The following is a 22546-nucleotide window of genomic DNA, read 5'->3' on the forward strand; positions in this document are numbered from 1 at the left end:
TATGGCGTCTGCCGCTACACTAGCGAACTCAAGCCCGCCATGATCTGTCTGAATTCAGGTCGCGCGAGGCGCCAAAATTGTCCAGGAGTAAAGCATGCGTAATCTGATTCTCAGCGCCGCTCTCGTCACCGCCAGCCTGTTTGGCGTGACCGCTCAAGCCGCCGAGCCGCTTGAAGCCGGTAAAACATATGTCGAGTTGAGCAGCGCCGTTCCGGTTGCCGTGCCTGGCAAGATCGAGGTGGTAGAGCTGTTCTGGTATGGCTGCCCGCACTGCTACGCCTTTGAGCCGACCATCAATCCCTGGGTTGAAAAACTCCCTAGCGATGTCAACTTTGTGCGTATCCCGGCGATGTTCGGCGGTATCTGGAACGTTCATGGCCAACTGTTCATCACCCTGGAAGCCATGGGCGTCGAGCACAAGGTTCACAAGGCCGTGTTCGAAGCCATCCATAGCGGCAAGAAACTCGCCACTCCAGAGGAGATGGCTGAGTTCCTGGTGGCCGAAGGCGTCGACAAGGACAAATTCCTGAGCACCTACAACTCCTTCGCCGTCAAAGGCAAGGTCGAAGACGCCAAGAAGAAGGCTCAGGCCTACCAGATCACTGGCGTACCGACCATGGTGGTCAACGGCAAGTACCGTTTCGACCTGGGCTCCGCCGGTGGTCCTGAAGGTGCGCTGAGCGTCGCCGACCAGTTGATTGCCAAAGAGCGCGCAGCCAAGTAAGCGCCGCCGCCATGCCGCGCTGGGGCTCTGAACGCATCGTTGGCCTGCATGATCCGCAGGTCAACGAGCACCATTTGGCGTCGACCGGCCTGCCGGCGGATAGCCGCCTGCGTTTGCTCAGTTTCAATATTCAGGTCGGTATCAGCACCGAGCGTTATCGCCATTACCTGACCCGTGGCTGGCAGCACCTGCTGCCCCATAACGGACGCGCGGACAACCTGCAGAAGATCGGCAATCTGCTGGGGGACTTCGATCTGGTAGCTCTGCAGGAAGTCGATGGTGGCAGCCTGCGTTCAGGCTACGTCAATCAGGTGGAGCACCTGGCCCAACTGGGTGCCTTCCCTTACTGGTACCAACAGCTCAATCGCAACCTGGGACGCCTGGCTCAGCACAGCAACGGTGTGCTCAGTCGCTTGCGCCCCTGGGCCATCGAAGACCATCCACTGCCCGGCCCCAAGGGGCGCGGCGCGATCCTTGTGCGATTTGGCGAAGGCCCCGAGGCGCTGGTGGTGGTGATGATGCACCTGGCGCTCGGCGCCAGGGCTCGAACCCGGCAACTGGCGTACATCCGCGAGTTGATCGGTGGCTACAAGCATCAAGTGCTGATGGGAGACATGAACACCCACGCCAGCGATCTGCTGGAGCACTCCCCTTTACGCGACCTCAGCCTGTTGGCGCCGCAACTGCAGGCGACCTTCCCCAGCTGGCGTCCGCAACGCTGCCTGGACCATATCCTGCTCAGCCCCAGCCTGACCCTGGAGCGAGTCGAAGTCCTGGCCCAACCCATATCCGATCACCTGCCGGTCGCGGTAGAGATTCGTCTGCCGGGTTCGCTCACGGCCGATGCATTGCCCGCGTTGAGTCCTGCACCTCGCGGAACCGATGAATGAGCGACGACGCCCAACGCTGGAAAGAGAAATACCTCAAAAGTATCGAGCAGCAGGAAAAGCTTGAGCGCCGGTGGGCCGCTCGACTGGACTTGCTACGTCGTGGCCTGGTGCGTAGCACCCTGGCGGCGGAGGGTACCGATCGTGCGGTCGACCAGTGCATGAAGGAGATGCGCGAGGTTGTGCGCACCGACGACATGGATGCCGGGCTTGCAGCGCTGCTGCCCCGTCTGGAAAAAGCCGTGCTGGACTCCGAGCAGCGGCGTGAAACCCGGGTCAACCAGATGAGCAGTGCCTTGACCGCCCTGGTTACCCAATTGCAGTCCCTGCCCCTGCCCCGGGAAGTCAGCCGCCCGTTGAAGGCCTTCGCCAAGCAACTGGATGGCCGGGTCAGTCAGGCGCGAGAGATCCCCTTGCTGCTGGGGGAGCTGAGCAATCTTCAGGGCAAGGCCCTGAGCCAGCTGGAAACTCCCGCCGGACCAGATCGCCCGAGTCTGCTGCAGCGCCTGTTCGGGGGCCGTGACACCGCCGATGCTCCCCAGGCTGAGGCGGTTACGCCAGCGGCGCCTGCTCCTGTCCCTGCGGTGGACTCCCGTCCCCAGGTTGAAGAGGCTGGCGAAGCGGACGAAGTGGTTCGCGAGCATTATCAGACCCCGGCCACGGATTTGCCGGAAGTCGCGGAGGTCCCTCCGGCACCTGTCGCCGTGACACCGGCCAAGCCCGAGGCAACACCCGCTGCGCAGCCCGTTTCCGAGGCCCCTGCCAAGATTGAGCCCGAAACGGCCAGCGTACCGTCCCCGTCGTCGGTGGTGGCATTCGTGCCGCCAGTCCTGGCTCAGGAAGAAACCCTTGAGCCAGCGCCCCAGGTCGCGATCGAAGCTCCGGCTCCGGCTGCAGCCGAGGTCGCGCCTCTGGCCTCTGTCGCCGTCGATGCTTTACCGGTAGCGCCTCTGCAGCCGCCGGCAGAAGTACCCGCCGCACCTCAGAGCGAGCCCGGTCCGCTCAACCCCGATGAGCTGTTGCCGCTTCCCGCGGTTTCCCCGGCAGTGCTGCTCGACAGCCTGCCCTTGCCGCCGGTCATGGCCGAGGCCTTGGCGGCCATCGATCCAGAGCAATCCGAGCACGATGTGCTCTACGCCCTGCCGGACTCTCCTGAGCCCTCCTACAGCTCGGTGGCCAAGCATATCGAACACACCCTGCTGGGACTGCTCGATGACCTGAGTCTGCCGGAACGTCATCGGCCTCAGGCCGAAGCCATGCGTGATCGTCTGCAACATGGCCTGAACTGGTACGAGTTGCTGCCAATCCTCGATGATCTGGCGGTGCTGATGCTGGCAATCACCGATTCGGGCCAGCATGAGTTCGAGACGTACCTCAAACAGCTCAACGAGCGCCTCGAGGCTTTCCAGAGCAATCTGCAGGCGGCCAGTGATGGCCACGCCGACAGCAGCTCGGCGGCACGGGCCATGGACACCCAGATCCGTGAGCAGGTCGATGGCCTGCAGAGCAGCGTGCAGGAGGCGGCAGACCTGGATGACCTCAAGCAGGTACTGGAAAGCCATCTGGAAGGCCTGCTGGGCACCATGGATCACCACCAGAAGCAGCGCGATGAGCGTGAGAAGGAAGTGGCGGCCCGTCTGCAAAGCCTGGCAGAGCGGGTTTCGAGCATGGAGCAGGAGGCCCAGGGCTACCGTGAGCACCTGGAGGAACAGCGGCAAAAGGCTCTGATCGATCCGCTGACCGGGTTGCCCAACCGCGCCGCCTGGACCGAGCGTCTGGAGCACGAGGTCGGTCAATGGCGGCAACATGGCAACAGCCTGCTGCTGGCCATGCTCGACCTCGATCACTTCAAGCGGATCAACGACAACTACGGTCATCTGGCCGGTGACAAGGTGTTGAAGATCATCGCCAATGTGTTGCGCAAGCGCCTGCGTGGCAGCGACTTTATCGCGCGTTTCGGCGGCGAGGAGTTTGTCCTGCTGATGCCCAATACCCCGTTGCCAGCGGGCGCGCGGATAGTGGAAGCGCTGCGAGCGGCGGTCGAGGCGTGTCCGTTCCACTTCAAGGGCGAGCCAGTGACCATTACCGTGTCCGTCGGACTGAGTGCCTTCAAGGCCGGTGATCGCAGCGATCTGGTGATAAAAAGAGCCGATCAGGCGTTATACCGGGCCAAGGATGCGGGTCGCAACCGGGTAGAGGCAGGCTGAGACGCTTGCCGATTCCTGTCTGAAACCTCGGTTTTGCCCATGGCGTTGGGAGCAGTACGTTACACTGTTGCATTCTTTTCTTCAGCGTACTGCCCTTTGCCATGAAACTTCTTGCTCTTGCTTTTTCGCTCCTGGTCCTCGCCGGTTGTGCCAGCGGTCCGCGTATTGACACCAGCCACCCTTCGGTCAATTACGACCAGCGCGCCCAGTTCATCATCGTTCATTACACCTCGGCATCCCTGGAACGCTCCCTGGCCCTGCTGACCCACGGTCAGGTCAGCAGTCATTACCTGATCGGCGACGACAAGTCCGCCACGATCTACAAACTGGTGGACGAGCAATACCGCGCCTGGCACGCCGGCGAGAGCCAGTGGCAGGGCCGGACCTGGCTCAACTCCAGCTCCATCGGCATTGAAATCGTCAACCCGGGCTTTCGTGATGGCCCCAACGGACGGCTCTGGTATCCCTACAGCGAAGCGCAGATCCAGAACCTGATCGTGCTGCTCAAGGACATCAGCAAGCGCAACAACATCTCCCCGCGTCACATCATTGGCCACAGCGACATCGCGCCATCGCGCAAGCTCGATCCGGGCCCGCTGTTCCCCTGGAAGCGCCTGGCTGACGCCGGACTCGGCCTGTGGCCAAACGCTCAGGCAGTGGCCCGCCAGCAGGCGTTTTTTGCCGCCAACCTGCCGAGCATCAGCTGGTTCCAGCAACAGTTGGCGGTCCTGGGCTATGCCACGCCGCAGACTGGCGAACTGGATGTGGCCACCCGCCACGTGCTGGCGGCTTTCCAGATGCACTATCGCCCGGGCCGATTCGACGGCACCCCGGACGCCGAAAGCGCAGCCATCCTGCAGGTGCTCAACCAGACAAAATAATGACGCCGCCGGACGGTTCGGGCCGATTGCTCAATCAGTTGCTATAACTCATTGGTAATCCTTCGGATCTTTCATGATGCCGGTTGCTCGCCAGACCCTGCGTACCTGGTTCCATCGCCCCTGGTTGCTGGCGACGCTGGCGGCTGTGCTGAGCGCGGCGGTGTTGTTGCTGGGCAGTGCCGGAGTGGCCATGCATCAGGTCCAGCAGCGAGAAAGCCAACAGATGAACGCCCAGGGCCAGCGTTTTCTGGAGCGTCTGGAGCAACTGTTCGGGCAACTGCGTGAAGGCCTGGATGTACTGGAGGCCCAGCCGCTGCGCGAGTGCAACGCCGAGCTGATCGCAGCCCTGCAGCAGGTCAGCTACAGCTATCGCTTCATTTATGAAGCGGCCTACATGGATGCCACCCAGACGTGCTCAAACTGGCCGCGACAGAATCTCCTGCCCTCGCCCAGGGCTCCGGATATCCGCGGGCCGACCTACAGCTACTGGCTCAACACCTCGACCCAACCCAATGAAAACCTCGCTGCTCTGATGCTGGGGCGGGGCAATTTTCGCGTGGCCACCTCCCGTGGGCACTTGACCGATGTGGTGGACCTGCCGGCCGGTGGCAGCCTGATGGTGGTGGTCGAGCATGGCTCCCGGGCGATTCCGGTACTGGGTCAGGCCCGTTCCTGGCCGCCGGTGGAGCCCTGGCGCGCCAGCCGCGAGGGGCCGCTGCAGGTCACCCCGGACCTGCTGATCTATCGCATGCCGACCCAGAATCCCGAGTACCAGTTGGTGCTGATCACGCCCCGGGCCAGCCTGCAGGCGGAAGTACTCGATGGCTGGTGGTGGTTGTTACCGTTCAGTCTGTTGCTGGCGCTGTTTATCGGCGGGCTGGTGTATCAGTTGGCGCGGCAGCGCCAGTCGTTGGGAGCAGAGCTGCAAGGGGCGCTGCGACGCGGTGAGCTGCAGGTGCTGTACCAGCCGATCTTCGACCTCAACAGCAGGCTCTGTGTAGGGGCCGAAGCGTTACTGCGCTGGCGGCGTCCGGACGGCACCCTGACCAGTCCCGATCTGTTCATTCCGCTGGCGGAAAACACCGGGCAGATCCGCCAGATCACCGACTTCGTCCTGCAGCGTCTGCTGGAGCAACTGGGGCACGTACTGCGAGCCAATCCCCAGCTGTATATCTCGGTCAACCTGGCGGCCTGTGATGTCATGGTGCCGCGCATCGGTCAGGTCATGGCGCGGCTTCTGGCCTTGCACAAGGTGGCGGCGCGACAGATCGCCTTCGAGGTCACCGAGCGTGGCCTGATCGACGTGGTGGTGGCGCGCAACAACCTGCAGGCCTTGCGGGATGTCGGGCATCAGGTGCTGATCGATGACTTCGGCACCGGCTACTGCAGCCTGGCCTATCTGCAAAGCCTGCCAGTGGATTGCCTGAAGATCGACAAGGCCTTTATCGACGCCCTGGGTCACGATGCTGCCAGCAGTGGCGTGGCGCCCCACATCATTCGCATGGCCCACGCCTTGAATCTCACGGTGATCGCTGAGGGCATCGAATTCGAGGACCAGGCTTCGCTGCTCAGCAGCGAGGGGGTGAGCTTCGGTCAGGGTTGGCTGTTCGCCCATGCCCTGAGTGCCTTGCAGTTTACCGAGCTGATTACCCGAGGCCGGCGTCTGGTGCCCCGGCGCCTGGATGATGAAGCCTGAAGCCCTAGAGCGGCAGGGCCAGATAGAACTGGGTGCCCTGCCCCGGCCTTGAGTAGACGCCCATGCGTCCACCGTGGAGCTGGACGATTTCCTTGCACAGGGCCAGTCCGAGCCCGGCGCCGCCTTTCTTGCGTCCGACCTGAACGAAGGGTTCGAAGATCCGACCCTGCTGACCGTAAGCGATGCCCTCGCCATTGTCCTCGACGCTGACAATCACCCGTTCGCCATGGCGCCTGGCCTGCAGGCGGATCTGGCCGCCACTGGCGGTATGGCGCAGGGCGTTGTCGATCAGATTGTCCAGGACCCGTTCCAGTTGCGGACGGTCGGCGTGCAGGCGCGGCAGTGGCGCCTGGATCTCCAGCAGCAGGCTGATGTCCTGCCGCTGCGCCTGTTCGTTGAAGCGGCCCTGGGCCTGCTCCAGCAACTCTTCCAGGGGACAGGGCGCGAGAGTGAGTTTCTGCAGGCCATTCTGATAGCGGGAAAAATTCAGCAGGTCGTTGATCAGTTGCATCAGCCGCTGCATTTCTTCGTTGACTGTATTGAGCAGGTCGGTTTCCCGGGACTCTTCGGCAAAGTGCAGGCGTTCCTGAAGCAGGCCGAAGGCCATGTGCATGCCGGTGACCGGGGTTCGCAGTTCGTGGGAGGCGCGCAATACGAACTCGCTGCGTACCCGCTCGAATGCCCGCTGTTCGGTGACGTCATGAAGCACCATCACCGCGCCAAGGATATGGCCCTGGGTGTGGCTCACCGGGGTCAGGCTGTAGGTCAGTAGGCGCGATTCGCCATCGACCTCGATATCCAGGTCTTCCGGGGCCCGCTCCAGGTTGCCGCCACGCAGAACCAGCTGCAGCTGTTCATCCAGCTCCGGGCGTTGCAGGGCGCTGCCCAGGCCCTGGCCGAGGCGCTCCTGATCCCAGCCCAACTGCCGTTGGGCCACGGGGTTGAGGTGCTCCAGGCGGCCTTGGCGGTCGATCATCAACAAGCCGTCGTCGATGCTGTCGAGCACCGCCTGCAAGCGCTGCTGGCCGGCCAGCAGTTCGTCGACATTGGTGGCCTGATGCTGGCGCAGGGCTTCGGCCATGATGCCGAAGCGGCGGGTCAGCAGGTTCATTTCCGCTGCGGCCGAGATCGGCAGGGTGACGTCGAAATTGCCTTGGCCGATCTTGTCCGCGGCCTTGGCCAGGGCTTCGATCGGTCCGCCAAAGCGCCGGGCAATGGCATGGGCGGTGATGAAGCCGATGATCAGCACCGCCAGGCCGACCAGGCCCAGCAAGCCGGCTACCAGCAAGGCACGGTCCCGGGCCTGGCGTTCCACCTGGCTGATGTTGTCCAGGGCCCGCTTGTGTTCGTTGATCAGGCCGTTGCGCAAGGTATTGAAACGCTCGGTCAGCGCTTCGTTGTTGTTCAGGCTCGCGGCAGTGTTGCTGTGTTCGAAGGCCTGGTAGAAGCTCAGGTAGTCGCTGCGGGCTTGCTTGAAACCACCCACGGACGGGTTCTGCTGTTCGTGGGCGATGCCCTGGTCGAGGAGGTCCAAGTAGTGCTGCCGCGAGGCTTCCAGGGCTGCGGAGTCGGGCTTGTTGCTGAGCATGATGATCAACTGATCACCCAGGGTCTGGCGCAGCTTGAGCCCCAGATCCAGGGTGATGAAGTTGTTGCGGATCAACGATTCCTGGGTACTGGCCATCTGCATCACGCTGACCAGCCCGAGCACCAGCCCCAGCAGGGCCACGGTGATCAGGGCCGAGATGCTCAGAAACAGCCGGGTCCGCAGTTTCATCGCTAACTTCATAGGGTGATGCTCACAGGTTGTACTGTTTGCGCTTGCGGTACAGGGTCGAAGCGTCGATGCCCAGGGTCTTGGCCGCTTGGTCCAGGGTGTCGCTGGTGGCCAGGACGGCGCCGATATGGGCTTTTTCCAGTTCGTCCAGGCTCAGCGCGGCACCGATTCGCGGGGCGTTGTTGGTGGGCTGTTCGGCCATGCCCAGATGGCTGATTTCAACCCGTTCCTGGGGACAGATGATGCTTGCCCGTTCCACCACGTTGCGCAGTTCGCGGATGTTGCCCGGCCAGCGGTAATTGAGCAGGGCTTCCCGGGCGTCGTCGCTGAAGCCTCGGGCCGGTCGCGAATACTCTTTGACGAAGCGTGCAAGAAAGCGGTCGGCCAAAGTCAGGATGTCTTCGCTGCGTTCGCGCAAGGGCGGCAAGTGCAGGGTGATCACGTTCAGGCGGTACAGCAGGTCTTCACGGAAGCGCCCGTCGCGCACCATGTCCTCGAGATTGAGGTTGGTGGCGGCGAGGATGCGCACGTCGGCCCGGCGAGTCACCGGGTCGCCGACGCGCTCGTACTCCTTGTCCTGGATAAAACGCAGCAGCTTGGGCTGCAGGGTCAGGGGGAAGTCGCCGATCTCGTCGAGGAACAGAGTGCCGCCATCGGCCTGGTTGACCCGGCCCAGGGTACTTTCGCTGGCCCCGGTAAAAGCGCCGCGGCTGTGGCCGAAAAGTTCGCTTTCCATCAGCTCGGCGGTCAGCGATGGGCAGTTGATGGTCACGCAGGACTTCTTCGCCCGTTTGCTCCAGCCGTGGATGGCCCGGGCCAGTTCGCCCTTGCCGGTACCCGACTCGCCGAGGATCAGGATATTGGCATCGGTGCTGGCCACCTGGCGGGCGGTTTCCAGTACCACTTTCATCGCTGGACTGTGGGAGTCCAGGCCGTCCTTGGGTTTGCGCACTTCGCCTTCCAGGGCTTCCAGGCGCGCCGAGAGCTGGCGCACTTCCAGTTGCTTGGCGGTAGCCAGGCGCAGTTGGTCGGGGCTGCAGGGTTTGACCAGGTAGTCGGCGGCACCGGCCTGGATTGCGTCCACCGCCGTGTCCACGGCGGAGTGGGCAGTGACGATCACCACCCGCATCCAGGGCGCTTGAGTACGCATCTGGGCCAGCACATCAAGGCCGTTGTCTTCCCCCAGGCGCAGGTCAAGGAAACACAGGTCGAACACCTGGCGTTGCAACAGCGTATCCGCCTGGGCCGCGCTGTTGGCGGTGGCCACGGTATAGCCCTCGTCTTCCAGGCAGTAGCGGAAGGTGCGGAGGATGGCGGATTCGTCATCCACCAGCAGGATGCGGCCTTGATTCTCCGGCGCTGACTCCATTTCCCAGGCTCCTTTAATGAATGATCTTATTTAGTCCCAGAAAAATCGGGCAAGTTGCAAGGTTGATTCTGATCCATTCCACGGCCTGAAGGTTAGATATCTCCGCCGGAAATGGCTAACAGACTGAAATCCCTAATATTTTGCCAAGGCTAGTCCCTGGGTGGGTCTGTATCAGGCTGTCCGCGGCTCGGCAAAGTTCCCCCTCTGATCAAAAAGCCATGGACCCGGAACGGTCCGATCGTGCATTTCGCACGGTTGGCCGGTGGGGATCGTGCAGGATGCGTGTGAGTGGGCGTCTTTGAATTGCTTTAAGTCATTGATTTTATTGAATTATTTATATGATTAAAAGCTGGCATGCAGACTGCAATATCCCTCTCATCGTGAAGCGCAAGTCAGGGCTTCCATAACAACATCACCACCAGTGTGGGAGGAGTTTCAGGATGAATCGCCAAGGTCTTGCCCAATTGCGTATCGCGCCACTGCATCTCCAGCAAGGCCTGTTCGCCAGCCTGGCGTTACTGGTCACCTTGATCGCCGGACAGCAGTTCCAGCGTTGGCAGGATAGCCAGGCACCCGCCCCGCGCGTGCCGGCTCATCACTTCACCCAGACCCATTTCAGTTCGGTGAGCAGTCAGCTCAACGATGCAACGCCAGTGCAACTGATGGCCGTCGACCAGGCACAACCGGTGCTTGAGGCTCCGCGTCAGGAACGCTGGGTGTTCTAGGCACCAAGGTCTGGGCCGCATTCGGCGGCGCACGACCGGCTCCATAGGCAGCACCCCTGAGCACTATTAATAGAAGAGTAAGGAGAATCATCATGCTGAGCTGGGCAATCACATTCCTGATCATTGCCATTGTCGCTGCGGTCCTGGGCTTCGGTGGTATCGCGGGCACCGCCACGGGTATCGCCAAGATTCTCTTTGTCGTGTTCCTGGTGATGTTCATCGCTTCGTTCTTCTTTGGCCGTCGTGGTCGAGGCTGACCATGAGTCTTTCGTTGAAAACATTGGCTGCCACGCTGCTGCTGGGCGTCAGCGCCCTGGCGTCGGCGGCCAATGATGGCCAGGCACGTACCAACCAACTGCTGGGTTCGGACCCGCAGTTTCGTGACACCTGGCAGGGGGTTGTGCACAAGGAAGAGCGCTTGCCTGAATGGGTGATGAACCTGTCGGGCGATGCTCAGCAACAGATGAACGCAGTGACTGAAGACGGCGATCAGTACCTGGTTGGACCGCTCTGCGAGACTGCGCAGAGTTGTCAGAACCAGCGCCTGATCGTGGCCTTCAGCTTCGACAAGAAGCATGCCTACGCGATGTTGGTGGAGGTGCCTGCGGGCTTGCCTGCGGACAAGTCACCGACCCGTCACGCGAGCTACCGCTTTCTCGGCAAACCCGATGAAGGAATGCGGGCATTGCTTCAGGAGCAGTTGCGCAAAGACCCGAACTGGTACTGAGCGCGCATTGCCGATTTTGCATAACAGCTAGAAGAAAGGGCCGCCCTGGCTCTTTCGACTGTTGCACCACCCGAGGAGGGTGAGTGCATGACCAAGGGGTCGGGACGTTCTGATCCACTGATGATCGGAGTGACCTAGGGGTACAGGGAGTGCCTCCGCAAGGGCCGGGTCAGGAAAGAGCAGCGGCGTAAGCTCCCAGGTCGAGCATCGACTTGACGAGCTTGCGGCGTGCTTGAAGAGCAAAGTCTTGTCCTAGAGCCATCGGTCCGTCTTTTTCGTGATTCCCCAAGGAAAAAATCTTCCTTTGACTCCAGTCAAACGTTTCCTGGTGTTTCTCTGCGACCGTATATCGAGAAACTTTGCGTCAATTGCGCAACCTTTCCGAACACCCGAATCAGAGTAATCCTAAACTTTTTCAGACCTTTTCCTGACCCTTCCGACAAGCCTGCACGCCGCCTGAAATGGCCGTTTCACGGTATTTCTGCCTGCCGAAATGTCGTATTCGAACCGGTTGGGACGCTCGTTTAGTTTGTAAAAACTCATGCCGATTCGGCATAGGGTAGGCGTTTACGGCATTAGACGCGCCCCCCTAGCATCGGAATAGTTGCGCCTTTTTTCGCCCGCAGAGAGCCGTAAATGCTCGTTCGGGATGACCTTATACGGGGGCCGATGCACAAACTTTTCCGCCATTGAGCGTTCCAGTTCGCGCATCAGCCCGAGTCCAACTGAAGTAAGGGTAATGATATGAAGAAGGCAAAATTAAGCCTCGCCTGGCAGATCCTCATCGGTCTGGTCCTGGGGATTGCAATTGGCGCGCTGCTCAATCATTTCAGTGCTGAAAAGGCCTGGTGGGTCAGCAACGTTCTGCAACCTGCAGGCGATATCTTTATCCGCTTGATCAAGATGATCGTGATCCCGATCGTCATCTCCTCGCTGATCGTCGGCATTGCCGGTGTCGGCGACGCCAAGAAACTTGGCCGCATCGGTCTGAAGACCATCATCTACTTCGAAATCGTCACCACCATCGCCATCGTCGTGGGTCTGCTGCTGGCCAACCTGTTCCATCCGGGCGCGGGCATCGACATGAGCACCCTGGGTACCGTGGACATTTCCAAGTACCAGGCCACCGCCGCCGAAGTGCAGCATGAACATGCGTTCATCGAGACCATTCTCAACCTGATTCCATCGAACATCTTCGCGGCCATGGCCCGTGGCGAGATGCTGCCGATCATCTTCTTCTCGGTGCTGTTCGGTCTGGGCTTGTCGAGCCTGCAGTCCGATCTGCGCGAGCCGCTGGTGAAGATGTTCCAGGGCGTCTCGGAAAGCATGTTCAAAGTCACCCACATGATCATGAACTACGCGCCGATTGGTGTGTTTGCCCTGATCTCGGTGACCGTCGCCAACTTCGGTTTTGCCTCCCTGCTGCCGTTGGCCAAGCTGGTGATCCTGGTGTACGTGGCCATCGCCTTCTTCGCCTTCGTGATCCTCGGCCTGATCGCCCGCCTGTTCGGCTTCTCGGTGCTCAAGCTGATGCGCATCTTCAAGGATGAACTGGTGCTGGCCTACTCCACCGCCAGCTCGGAAACCGTGCTGCCGCGGGTGATCGAGAAGATGGAAGCCTACGGCGCGCCGAAAGCCATCTGCAGCTTCGTGGTGCCCACCGGCTACTCCTTCAACCTGGACGGCTCGACCCTGTACCAGTCCATCGCGGCGATCTTCATTGCCCAGCTGTACGGCATCGACCTGTCCATCAGCCAGCAATTGCTGTTGGTGCTGACCCTGATGGTCACTTCCAAAGGCATTGCCGGAGTTCCGGGCGTGTCCTTCGTGGTGCTGCTGGCCACCCTGGGCAGCGTGGGCATTCCGCTGGAAGGCCTGGCCTTCATCGCCGGTGTCGACCGTGTGATGGACATGGCGCGCACCGCCTTGAACGTCATCGGCAACGCCCTGGCAGTCCTGGTCATCGCCCGTTGGGAAGGCATGTACGACGATGCCAAGGGCCAGCGCTACTGGAATTCCCTGCCGCACTGGCGCAGCAAAGAGCCGCTGCCAGCCGGCGAAGCTTCCAAAGGCTAAGCGCCACTGCGTAGGAGCTGGCTTGCCAGCGAAGAGGTTCTCAAGTCCTCTACACGGCTCAGACGCGCCTTCGCCGGCAAGCCGGCTCCTGCAATGAACGAACCCCGGGTAATCCGGGGTTTGTCGTTTCTGTGGGCCCCGCTATCATTCGCCGCATCTTCCGAGGGATATGACCGATGCTCAATGGCCTGTGGCTTGGCTTCTTTATCGTAGCGACCGTGTCCGCCCTGGCGCAGTGGCTGGTGGGCGGCAACGCCGGGATCTTTGCCGCCATGGTGGAAAGCATTTTCGCGATGGCCAAGCTGTCGGTGGAGGTGATGGTGCTGCTGTTCGGCACCCTGACCCTGTGGCTGGGCTTTCTGCGGATCGCCGAGAAGGCCGGCATCGTCGATTGGCTGGCCAAGATCCTGGGCCCGCTGTTCAAGCGCCTGATGCCGGAAGTGCCGCCTGGGCACCCGGCCCTGGGGCTGATCACCCTGAACTTCGCCGCCAACGGCCTGGGCCTTGATAACGCCGCCACGCCGATCGGCCTCAAGGCCATGCGCGCCCTGCAGGAACTCAACCCCAGCGCCACCACCGCCAGCAACGCGCAGATCCTGTTCCTGGTGCTCAACGCTTCGTCCCTGACCCTGCTGCCGGTGACCATCTTCATGTACCGCGCCCAGCAAGGTGCGGCGGACCCGACCCTGGTGTTCCTGCCGATCCTCCTGGCCACCAGCGCTTCGACCCTGGTCGGCCTGCTGTCGGTGGCGGTAATGCAGCGCCTGCGTCTCTGGGACCCGGTGGTGCTGGCCTACCTGATTCCCGGGGCCCTGGCTCTGGGCGCCTTCATGGCGCTGCTGGCGACTCTGTCGGCCACGGCCCTGGCATCCCTGTCGTCGATCCTCGGCAACCTCACCCTGTTCGGCCTGATCATGCTGTTCCTGGTGATCGGTGCGCTGCGCAAGGTCAAGGTCTACGAGGCCTTTGTCGAAGGGGCCAAGGAGGGTTTTGACGTCGCCAAGAACCTCTTGCCGTACCTGGTGGCCATGCTGTGCGCGATCGGCGTATTGCGGGCGTCCGGGGCCCTGGATTTCGGCCTCGACGGGATTCGTCATCTGGTGGCCTGGGCCGGCTGGGATACGCGCTTTGTCGACGCTCTGCCCACCGCCATGGTCAAGCCGTTCTCCGGCAGTGCCGCCCGGGCGATGCTCATTGAGACCATGAAGACCCAGGGTGTGGACAGTTTCCCTGCACTGGTGGCAGCGACCATTCAGGGCAGCACCGAAACCACCTTCTATGTGCTGGCGGTGTATTTCGGCGCGGTGGGCATCCAGCGGGTGCGGCACGCCGTGGGCTGTGCCTTGCTGGCGGAGTTCGCCGGCGTGGTGGCGGCGATTGCGGTTTGCTACTGGTTCTTTGGATAAGCCTTCGCCGGCAAGCCGGCTCCTACGGAGGTTGTAGGAGCCGGCTTGCCGGCGAAAGGGCCGTTCATTGTTTCAGCGCCAGGTTGCCCTGCCCCACCGCCCAATCCACTACCTGCCGGGTAAGCGCGTCGCTGGCCTGGCCAAACCCTGTCACCACCGCCGGCACTTGGGGTTCGCTCAGGGGTTGGCGCACTTCAAAGCGCCGGCTGGCGAGGATCTTCTGGTCGTAACCTCGAATCAGCCGCGCATCCAGGCGGATCACCACCTGGACGGCGTTGCCCTGGTACTCGGTCTGAAAGGCTTGCAGGTCGCCGCCCAGGGCCAGGTCGGTCTGCAGGTTGCTGTCGTCGGTGCTCAACAACTGCACCCGGCCATCGCGCTGGAAGCCGTCCAGCAGGCGGTTGCGCAGCAGGATCGGTGCCGGGTCGCTCCAGCGCGAAGCCTTGTAGCTGCTGATCAGGTTGCCCTGGGGAATCACCGCGATGCGTGCGCTGTTCAGCGCATCGCCAGCCTGCGGCTTGAGCAACTGCAGCGACCACGACAGTGCCTTGCCCGTGGCAGGGGTCGCGTTTTGCCCTACCGGCAGCCGGTAGATATCCAGTGGTTCGCCCTTGGGCAGGATCGAGCAGGCAGCGCTCAGGGCCAGGGTGCACCCCAGGGCCAGTCGGGCCAGCAGGTGACAGGCAGGCTTCATGGCGTGAACTCCTTGTTCTTCTCGTTACCCAGCAAGTAACCGCCGGGGTTGGCTTCGAGGCGGCGGGTGATGGCCCGCAGCGAGCTCAGGGTCTCGCGCAGCTCGCGCACCGCCGGCGCCAGGCCGTTGAGGCCTTGCATGCCATTGTTCAGCGAGTCCTGGTTGTCGCTCAGCAGTTTGTTCAGGGTGGCGCTGCTCTGCTCCAGGTTGCGCATGGCGTGCTCGGCGCTGCCGAACATCTGCTTGCCCTGGTCGTTGAGCAGGCCGTTGGCATTGCGCATCAGCGCGGTGGTCTGTTCCAGCATGGCGCTGGTCTGCTTGCTGATAGAGCCCAGTTGCTGCATCAACTGGCGCAGGTCGTCACGTTGTCCGGCGATGCTGGCCGAGGTTTTCTGCAGGTTGTCCAGGGTGTTGCTGACCCGCTCCACGTTGTCCGGAGAAAACATGCTGTTGGCGTTGTGCAGCAGCAGGTTGACCCCGGTCATCAGGTCATTGCTGTTGTTCAGCAGGCGGGCAATGGGCGATGGCGAGGCAATGATGGTCGGCAGGTGGCCGTCCTTGCCCTTGAGGGGCGGGCTTTGCGGTGTACCGCCGCTGAGCTGGATGATCGAGGTGCCGGTGATGCCGGTCAGGGCCAGCTTGGCCTGGGTGTCCTCCTTGATCGGGGTTTCACTGCCCAGGCGGATCTGCGCCAGTACCCGGCGCGGGTCCTTGGGGTCCAGGCGCAGGTTGACCACATCGCCGACCTTGATGCCGCTGTATTGCACGGCGCTACCCTTGGACAGGCCGCTGACCGCCTCATTGAAGACAATCTGATAGTCCTGGAAGGCGCTGTCGACGCTGGACTTGGCCAGCCACAGGCCGAACAGCAGGGCGCCGGCCACCACGATCACGGTGAACAGGCCGATCAGTACATGATGGGCTCGGGTTTCCATGTCATCCCTCGTTGGTCTGTGTAGCGGCCTGGTAGGCCGCGCGGCCGCGTGGGCCATGGAAGTATTGGTGAATCCATTCGTCCGGGGTTTCGGCGACGATGTCGATGGCGTCCGCCACCAGTACCTTTTTCTGCGCCAGCACCGCCACCCGGTCGGTGATGGTGTAGAGGGTGTCCAGGTCGTGGGTGACCAGGAACACGCTCAGGCCCAGGGCATCGCGCAGGGTCAGGATCAGTTGGTCAAAGGCTGCCGCCCCCACCGGGTCGAGGCCGGCGGTGGGTTCGTCGAGAAACAGGATGTCCGGGTCCAGGGCCAGGGCACGGGCCAGGGCTGCGCGCTTGATCATGCCGCCGGAGAGCGAGGACGGGTATTTGTCGGCGGCCGACAGGGGCAACCCGGCCAGGGCCAGTTTCACCGCCGCCAGGTGTTCGGCGTCGCTGCGGGACAGGCCCGCATGCTCGATCAGTGGCAGGGCGACGTTCTCGGTCACTGTCAGCGAGGTGAACAGCGCGCCCTTCTGGAACAGCACGCCAAAGCGCCGCTCGATCAGGGAACGTTGCTGCTCCGGCAGGCTGGGCAGGTCCTGGCCGAAGACCCGCACCGAGCCTTCGCTGGGTTGGCGCAGGCCGACGATGCTGCGCAGCAGCACCGACTTGCCGCTACCTGAGCCGCCGACCACGCCAAGGATCTCGCCCTTGTACACGTCCAGGTCGAGATTTTCGTGCACGCTCTGCTTGCCGAAGCGGTTGCACAGGCCACGGACCTCGATCACCGCCTCGGCGGGCGGGCGCGTCGGGCGGCTCACCAGCCCATCTCCATGAAGAACAGCGCGGCCACGGCGTCGATGACGATCACCACGAAGATCGACTGCACCACGCTGGACGTAGTGTGGGCGCCCACTGATTCGGCACTGCCGCTGACCTTGAAGCCCTCCAGGCAGCCGATGGCGGCGATCAGGAAAGCGAAGATCGGCGCTTTGACCAGGCCCAGCAGAAAGTGCTTAACGCCGATGTCCGAGTGCAGCAGCGAAAGGAACATCGCCGGGGAAATATCCAGGGACAGGGCACAGACCACGGCGCCGCCAATGATCCCCGAGAGCATCGCCAGGAAGGTCAGCATCGGCAGCGCCACCAGCAGGGCCAGCACCCTGGGCAGCACCAGCAACTCCATCGGGTCCAGGCCCAGGGTGCGGATCGCGTCGATCTCTTCGTTGGCCTTCATCGAGCCGATCTGCGCGGTGAAGGCGCTGGCGGTGCGCCCGGCCATGAGGATCGCGGTGAGCAGCACGCCAAATTCCCGCAGGAAGGAAAACGCCACCAGGTCGACGGTAAAGATGCTGGCGCCGAAGTTGGCCAGCACCGTGGCCCCGAGAAAGGCCACCACCGCCCCCACCAGGAAGGTCAGCAGGGCGACGATGGGCGCGGCATCGAGGCCGGTCTGCTCGATATGCGCCACCACCGGGGTGATGCGCCAGCGCTTGGGGTGCAGCAGGCCCCGGGCCAGGGTTTCGAGGATCAGGCCGATAAAGCCCAGGACCTTCAGGGTGTCCTGCCAGACGGTGTAGACCGCACTGCCAATGCGTGAGAGCAGTTGCACGCTGACGGCAATCTCCGGTTCCTTGACCGGTACACAAAAATCGTTGAGCGAGCTGTAGACCGTATGCAGCAATGCGCGGTCGGCGGTGGACAGGGTGCAATCGGGGTGTTCGGCGGATTGCCCCAGGCGTTCGGTCCCCAGGAGTTCTACCAGCAGCGAGGCACCCGCGGTGTCCAGGGCTCCCAGGCCGTTGAGGTCGACGTGGGTGCTGCTGTCGTAGTGGCCGTTGAGGCTCTGGCAGAGGCGCTTGAGGTCGCTGTAGTGGGCCAGCGTCCAGTCTCCGCCGATGCGCAGTTGCGCCGGAGTGTGGGCGTTATCCAGTTGAGCGGTGCCGGGCGTCATGCGGGTATTCATAAGCTCCGAGCTTGTGTGGCGATTGCGCAGTGCTACGTAATAGCACGATCCCCGTTACTTTGCCTCGCCGCTCTTGGCTGGATCTTGATCTGGGTCGGTGATCTCGAAGCGCAGCACACCAATCACCTGTCCGTCCTCGGTGATCACCCGCACTTGCCATTTTCCCGCTGGGTTGCCGGGGAAATTCTGCTTGTGGGACCAGGCGCGGTAGCCCTCCTTGCGTCCGCCGTGAATATCCAGGGCGATGCGATCCACTTCGCTGCCGTTGAACTTCCAGACGTGATAGATGCGCTCGTCCAGGCCCCGGGGGGCGTTGATCGCGGTGTAGGCGTACAAACCGCTGCTGCGTACCTGGCTGGCACTCACCTGTTCCAGGCTGTCCCCGGGCGTGCGGTCCTGGAGTTGGGTGCTGATGGCGTCCTCGGTCAGCCACAGGGTGGCCGGCGGCACCCAGGAGCGCAGCAGCCAGCCGGTGCTGCCAATGGCCAGGGTGATACACAGCACCGCCAGTGCGCTGCGCACGCTGCGGATCGGCAGGATCGACGCCAGGCTCGGGAAGGACAGGAGCATGGCGATGCCCAGGGCCAGCTTGAAGCTCTGGGCCGTGGTCAGGTGCAGGATCAGCGGCAGGGCCGTGAGCAAGGCGGCGAACAGGGTCAGGGTGTGCAAGGCGAGGAACAGCCAGCGCCGCGGCGCCAGCCACTTGTAGTACAGCGGGTCGGTGATGGAAATCAGCGCCGCTGCCCCCAGCAGCCCGGTGAATACCAGTTGGCCGCTGTTCCAGCTGGTGGTGATGAAGAAGAACGGCAGGACGAAGAACAGGCTTTCCTGGTGGATCATTTGTGTCGCGTAGCGCAGCAACGGTTGTGGGATCTCGCGCTTGAAGACCTTGGTGAACAGTTGGGTCAGGCTGTTTTCCAGCATCAGCCAGACCCAGCTCACCAACAGGATCACGGCGATCCACGAGGCCAGGCTCTGTTGCCGGTCCACCAGGATGAAGCTGCCGACTCCGGAGATGAAACCGCCGAGCGCAATGACCCCCGGGTAGCGCTTCATCAGTTCCAGAATGCGCTGAATATAGTGGGTCAGGTTAGGCATCGGGCGGGGTCACAGTCTTGGCAGGAAAAAACCGTGACAGGATACCTGTTGGCCGCGGCCTGTGGCGAGGGAGCAGGCTCCCTCGCCACACCGGCTAGAGGGTGCGCCGGCGGTACAGCAGGTAGCCGCCCAGGCTGCCGAAGACGATCAGGGCCAGCAGGCCGCCGGTCAGCCAGAGCAGTTGCTCGTCCCCCAACAGGGGTTTTTCGATTCGCACATAGCCCGGCTGTTGCAGCAATTGCTTCAGCGCCAGGTTGGCCTGCTTCAGGCTCACCGCCCGCAGGCGCTTGGCCGGGTCGCTGAAGCGGCCGTTGTCGAAGTCGCCGAGGGCACTCCAGTAGTAATCCGCCAAGGCGCTGTTGCCCTGTACTGCCCAAGCCTGGCGATCGATGGCGGCCTGCTTCAGGCGCTCGAAAGTCGCAGGGTCCAGACCGTCCTTGAGCAGTTTCGCCTTGAGCTGCTCGACCACCTGTCGGGCCTGGGGCAGGTCATCGCGTTCGAGGTCGGCATTGAGGCTGAGAAAACCGACGCCGCCAAACACTTCACGGTCGCTCCAGGGGCCGTAGGACAGCTCATGTTCCAGGCGCAACTGACGGTATAACGCCCAGTCCAGATACTCCTTGAGCAGGTCGAAGGTCTCGTCGTGCTGCTGCTCCAGCAGGGGTTCGGGAAACAGCCAGTGCAATTGTGCGCTCTGCCCTACCCAGCCATGGATCAAGTTGCGCTCGGCGGCGGCCGTGCCCTGGATCTGTGGCAGCTCGCGGTGCTCGCTGGGCTCTACCGGCTCGAGGGCGCCGTAGGTGCGTTCCAGATAAGCCGGCAGCAGGCGATCCAGTTCGCCGACGACGATCAGGGTCATGTTGTTGGGGGCGTACCAGTCTTTGCGCACTTGCTCCAGCTGGGCCAGGGTCAGGTGCCCGACTTCGGCGCGCTCGGCGCATTTGAGCCCCAGTTCCACCGCCAGCTGGTTGCCGGCCTTGTGGCCCAGGTCCTGGCGGTCGAGCCAGCGTTGCAGGTGCGAGTAATGGCCGCCGTCTTCGCGCTCCACCACCTGTTTGGCGGCGGCCACGGCGTTGTCGCCAAGGTGGGTGCGGGTGAGCAATGCCAGCAGCAGATCGAGGACCTTGCGCTGGTTTTTCGCTGGGGCTTCGATGACGAAGGTGGTGTCGGCATTGCTGGTATAGGCGTTCCATTCGCCGCCCAGGGCTTGCATGCGCTCTTCCAGGCCGCCCTCGCCGCTGGCGTCGATGCCGCTGAACAGCAAGTGTTCAAGCAGGTGTGGCAGTTCCTTGTCGGCACAGGGGAAATCGTCCAGGCCGACGCCCACCACCAGGCGAATCGCCACATGACCGCGTTCGCTGCCGGGCTTGAGCAGCAGTTGCAGGCCGTTGGGCAGGGTGTAGCCTTCGACCTGGAAACGATCCAGGGCCCATCCTTGTGCACTGCCCAGCAACAGGCAGGCGAATAACAGACAACGCATAACAAGCTTCCTTACGGCGTGCGTAAGTTTTAGAGACTTCAGATCACTCTGGACGTTCAGGGTGAATGGGTGATGTCAGCCATGTTCTCGATTTCCAGCGCCCCGGTGTCCGAGGTTTCCAGGACCACGTAGGCGCTGCTGCAGAACAGCGAGTTGAGACGCTTCATGTCGGCGATCAGTTCCAGGTGCAGGGAGCTGGTCTCGATGCTCTGGACGATCTTGCGCTGCAGCCGGCTGACGTGGGCGTGGGCCAGGCGCCGTTCCTGGGCGCGGAAGCGGCGTTTCTCCCGCAGCAATTGACGTGCGCTTTCCGGGTCGGCGCTGAGAAATACCGAGAGTCCCAGGCGCAGGTTGGCGATCAGTTGCGCGTGCAGTCCGGTCAGCTCTTCCAGACCCACTTCGGAGAAGGAGCGGCGTTGCGACGTCTTCTGCTGCTGGACCTTGCGCAGCATGCGTTCAATCAGGTCGCTGGCCAGCTTGAGGTTGATCGCCAGTTCGATGATCTCCGCCCAGCGCCGGCTGTCCTGCTCGCTGAGGTCTTCCCGGGGCATTTGCGCCAGGTACAGCTTGATGGCGCTGTACAGCGCTTCGACATCCTCGCTCAGGGCGCGCATTTCCTGGGTAATGGCGGTCTGCTTGCCACGCAGCACATCGCGCATGGCTTCCAGCATATTGTCGATCAGGTCGCCGATGCGCAGGGTTTCCCGGGCGGCGTTGGCCAGGGCCAGGCTCGGGGTGGCCAGGGCAGTGGGATCGAGGTGCCGTGGTCGTGCACGGCCGTTGTCCTGGGGGCGCTCGGGCATCAGCCAGGCACAGAATCGGGCCATGGGGCCGACAGTGGGCAGCAGCAACAGGCAGCGGACGGTGTTGTACAACAGGTGGAAGCCGATCACCACTTCCTGGGGGCTGAAGTCCAGGCTATCCATCCAGTGGGCCAGCGGGTCGAGCACCGGAATGATCAGCAGCAGGCCGATCAGCTTGTACAGCAGGCTGCCCAGGGCCACCTGGCGTCCGGCGGTGTTCTGCATGCTGGTGCTGAGGAAGGCCAGCACCCCGCTGCCGATGTTGGCGCCGATCACCAGGCCGATGGCCACCGGCAGGCCGATCACTCCGGCCCCGGCCAGGGTGGCGGTCAGCAGCACCGCCGCCAGGCTGGAGTAGGACACCATGGCGAACACCGCGCCCATCAGCGCATCCAGGAGGATGTCGCCGGTGAGTGAGGCGAACAGCACCTTGACCCCTTGGGCGTGGGTAATCGGCGCTGCGGCTTCGACGATCAGTTGCAGGGCCAGAATGATCAGGCCCAGGCCGATGCCGACCCGGCCCAGCTGGCCGGCGCGAGTCTGTTTGCGCGACAGAAAGAAAATCACCCCGAGGAAGATCAGCAACGGTGACAGCCAGGACAGGTCGAAAGTCAGCACCCGAGCCATCAATGCGGTACCGACATCGGCCCCCAGCATGGTGGCCAGCGCCGGGGTCAGGGTCATCAGGCCCTGGCCGACAAAGGAGGTCACTAGCATCGCCGTGGCGTTGCTGCTCTGGACCATGGCGGTTACCAGGATGCCGGCGACGAAGGCCAGCGGTCGCCTGGCCATGTTCTGACCGATTACGTGGCGCAGGTTGGAGCCGTAGACCCGCAGGATGCCGGTACGGACGATGTGCGTGCCCCAGATCAGCAGGGCCACGGCGGAAAGCAGATTGAGCAGGGTCAGCATGAGAGGGCCCCCCTGGGGTGAAGAGCCCCAAGTGGGGCCAATGGACGTTGTTGCGCGAGGTTCTACGTTATGTATTTAAGCTGTAGTTGGCTAACGCACAGGACGCCAGCATCGCATAGCTAAACCGGTGATTGAAACAAAACTGTCATGAAAACAGCTGCCTGCAGCAGTGAAAAAGGGGCTCGTAAGCCCCTTTTTG

19 protein-coding genes are annotated in these 22546 nt (G+C 62.6%); 10 read left to right on the plus strand and 9 right to left on the minus strand.

Annotated features, from left to right (window positions below):
* Nucleotides 1-94 precede the first annotated feature (94 nt).
* From LOY69_RS00430 to LOY69_RS00450, 5 genes are all read left to right on the plus strand, one after another.
* Nucleotides 95-724 carry a thiol:disulfide interchange protein DsbA/DsbL gene (locus LOY69_RS00430; protein ID WP_102862497.1) on the plus strand — a complete coding sequence of 210 codons (630 nt, stop codon included), beginning with the start codon at nt 95-97 and terminating at the stop codon, nt 722-724.
* Nucleotides 725-735: 11 nt separating this feature from the next.
* A complete protein-coding gene (locus LOY69_RS00435; protein WP_102862498.1) occupies nt 736-1614 on the plus strand; it encodes an endonuclease/exonuclease/phosphatase family protein in 879 nt (292 codons plus the stop codon).
* A complete protein-coding gene (locus tag LOY69_RS00440) occupies nt 1611-3818 on the plus strand; it encodes a diguanylate cyclase (protein WP_265073988.1) in 2208 nt (735 codons plus the stop codon). The genes LOY69_RS00435 and LOY69_RS00440 overlap by 4 nt, the downstream gene beginning before the upstream one ends.
* 101 nt (nt 3819-3919) lie before the next feature.
* Nucleotides 3920-4699 carry an N-acetylmuramoyl-L-alanine amidase gene (locus tag LOY69_RS00445; protein ID WP_110594116.1) on the plus strand — a complete coding sequence of 260 codons (780 nt, stop codon included), beginning with the start codon at nt 3920-3922 and terminating at the stop codon, nt 4697-4699.
* 76 nt (nt 4700-4775) lie between these two features.
* Nucleotides 4776-6395 carry an EAL domain-containing protein gene (locus tag LOY69_RS00450; protein WP_110652544.1) on the plus strand — a complete coding sequence of 540 codons (1620 nt, stop codon included), beginning with the start codon at nt 4776-4778 and terminating at the stop codon, nt 6393-6395.
* Between the two features lie 4 nt (nt 6396-6399).
* Here the strand turns inward: LOY69_RS00450 and LOY69_RS00455 are convergent, their stop codons facing one another.
* Nucleotides 6400-8184, minus strand: a complete 1785-nt coding sequence (locus LOY69_RS00455; protein WP_102881451.1) for a KinB sensor domain-containing domain — start codon at nt 8182-8184, stop codon at nt 6400-6402.
* Nucleotides 8185-8194: 10 nt separating this feature from the next.
* Complete coding sequence (gene algB / locus LOY69_RS00460; protein WP_102881452.1) at nt 8195-9541, minus strand: sigma-54-dependent response regulator transcription factor AlgB; 1347 nt, start codon at nt 9539-9541, stop codon at nt 8195-8197.
* A gap of 440 nt (nt 9542-9981) precedes the next feature.
* Between algB and LOY69_RS00465 the strand changes: the two genes are divergently transcribed.
* The 5 genes from LOY69_RS00465 to LOY69_RS00485 all read left to right on the plus strand — a co-directional run bounded on the left by LOY69_RS00465 (nt 9982) and on the right by LOY69_RS00485 (nt 14475).
* On the plus strand, nt 9982-10266 hold the full coding sequence (locus LOY69_RS00465; protein WP_110594114.1) for a hypothetical protein: 285 nt from the start codon (nt 9982-9984) through the stop codon (nt 10264-10266).
* Between the two features lie 92 nt (nt 10267-10358).
* Entirely contained in the window at nt 10359-10523 is a 165-nt protein-coding gene (locus LOY69_RS00470) for a DUF1328 domain-containing protein (protein ID WP_003170804.1), read from the plus strand.
* Between the two features lie 2 nt (nt 10524-10525).
* On the plus strand, nt 10526-10993 hold the full coding sequence (locus LOY69_RS00475) for an inhibitor of vertebrate lysozyme family protein (protein ID WP_102862504.1): 468 nt from the start codon (nt 10526-10528) through the stop codon (nt 10991-10993).
* 744 nt (nt 10994-11737) lie between these two features.
* A complete protein-coding gene (gltP, locus tag LOY69_RS00480) occupies nt 11738-13069 on the plus strand; it encodes a glutamate/aspartate:proton symporter GltP (RefSeq protein WP_253129114.1) in 1332 nt (443 codons plus the stop codon).
* 176 nt (nt 13070-13245) lie between these two features.
* Entirely contained in the window at nt 13246-14475 is a 1230-nt protein-coding gene (locus tag LOY69_RS00485) for a nucleoside recognition domain-containing protein (protein ID WP_102862506.1), read from the plus strand.
* Nucleotides 14476-14539: 64 nt separating this feature from the next.
* On the opposite strand, the gene LOY69_RS00490 is transcribed toward LOY69_RS00485, so the two are convergent.
* The 7 genes from LOY69_RS00490 to LOY69_RS00520 all read right to left on the minus strand — a co-directional run bounded on the left by LOY69_RS00490 (nt 14540) and on the right by LOY69_RS00520 (nt 22347).
* Nucleotides 14540-15169 (minus strand): ABC-type transport auxiliary lipoprotein family protein, encoded by a 630-nt coding sequence (locus LOY69_RS00490; protein WP_110652538.1) that lies wholly within the window; start codon nt 15167-15169, stop codon nt 14540-14542.
* Entirely contained in the window at nt 15166-16104 is a 939-nt protein-coding gene (locus LOY69_RS00495) for an MlaD family protein (protein WP_102862508.1), read from the minus strand. Before LOY69_RS00495 ends, LOY69_RS00490 begins: the two co-directional genes overlap by 4 nt.
* A gap of 1 nt (nt 16105) precedes the next feature.
* On the minus strand, nt 16106-16909 hold the full coding sequence (locus LOY69_RS00500; protein WP_102881456.1) for an ABC transporter ATP-binding protein: 804 nt from the start codon (nt 16907-16909) through the stop codon (nt 16106-16108).
* Complete coding sequence (locus LOY69_RS00505) at nt 16906-18054, minus strand: ABC transporter permease (RefSeq protein WP_102881457.1); 1149 nt, start codon at nt 18052-18054, stop codon at nt 16906-16908. The genes LOY69_RS00500 and LOY69_RS00505 overlap by 4 nt, the downstream gene beginning before the upstream one ends.
* Nucleotides 18055-18108: 54 nt before the next feature.
* Nucleotides 18109-19152, minus strand: coding sequence for a DUF5924 family protein (locus LOY69_RS00510; RefSeq protein ID WP_102881458.1), 1044 nt, complete (start codon nt 19150-19152; stop codon nt 18109-18111).
* A 94-nt stretch (nt 19153-19246) separates the two neighbouring features.
* The gene (locus LOY69_RS00515) at nt 19247-20632 is read right to left on the minus strand and encodes a M16 family metallopeptidase (protein WP_265073989.1); all 1386 of its coding nucleotides are present in this window, start codon (nt 20630-20632) and stop codon (nt 19247-19249) included.
* Between the two features lie 56 nt (nt 20633-20688).
* A complete protein-coding gene (locus LOY69_RS00520) occupies nt 20689-22347 on the minus strand; it encodes a Na/Pi cotransporter family protein (RefSeq protein WP_102881460.1) in 1659 nt (552 codons plus the stop codon).
* Nucleotides 22348-22546 lie beyond the last annotated feature (199 nt).

Source organism: Pseudomonas sp. B21-059 (assembly GCF_026016285.1).
Taxonomy (GTDB): Bacteria; Pseudomonadota; Gammaproteobacteria; order Pseudomonadales; family Pseudomonadaceae; genus Aquipseudomonas; species Aquipseudomonas danubii.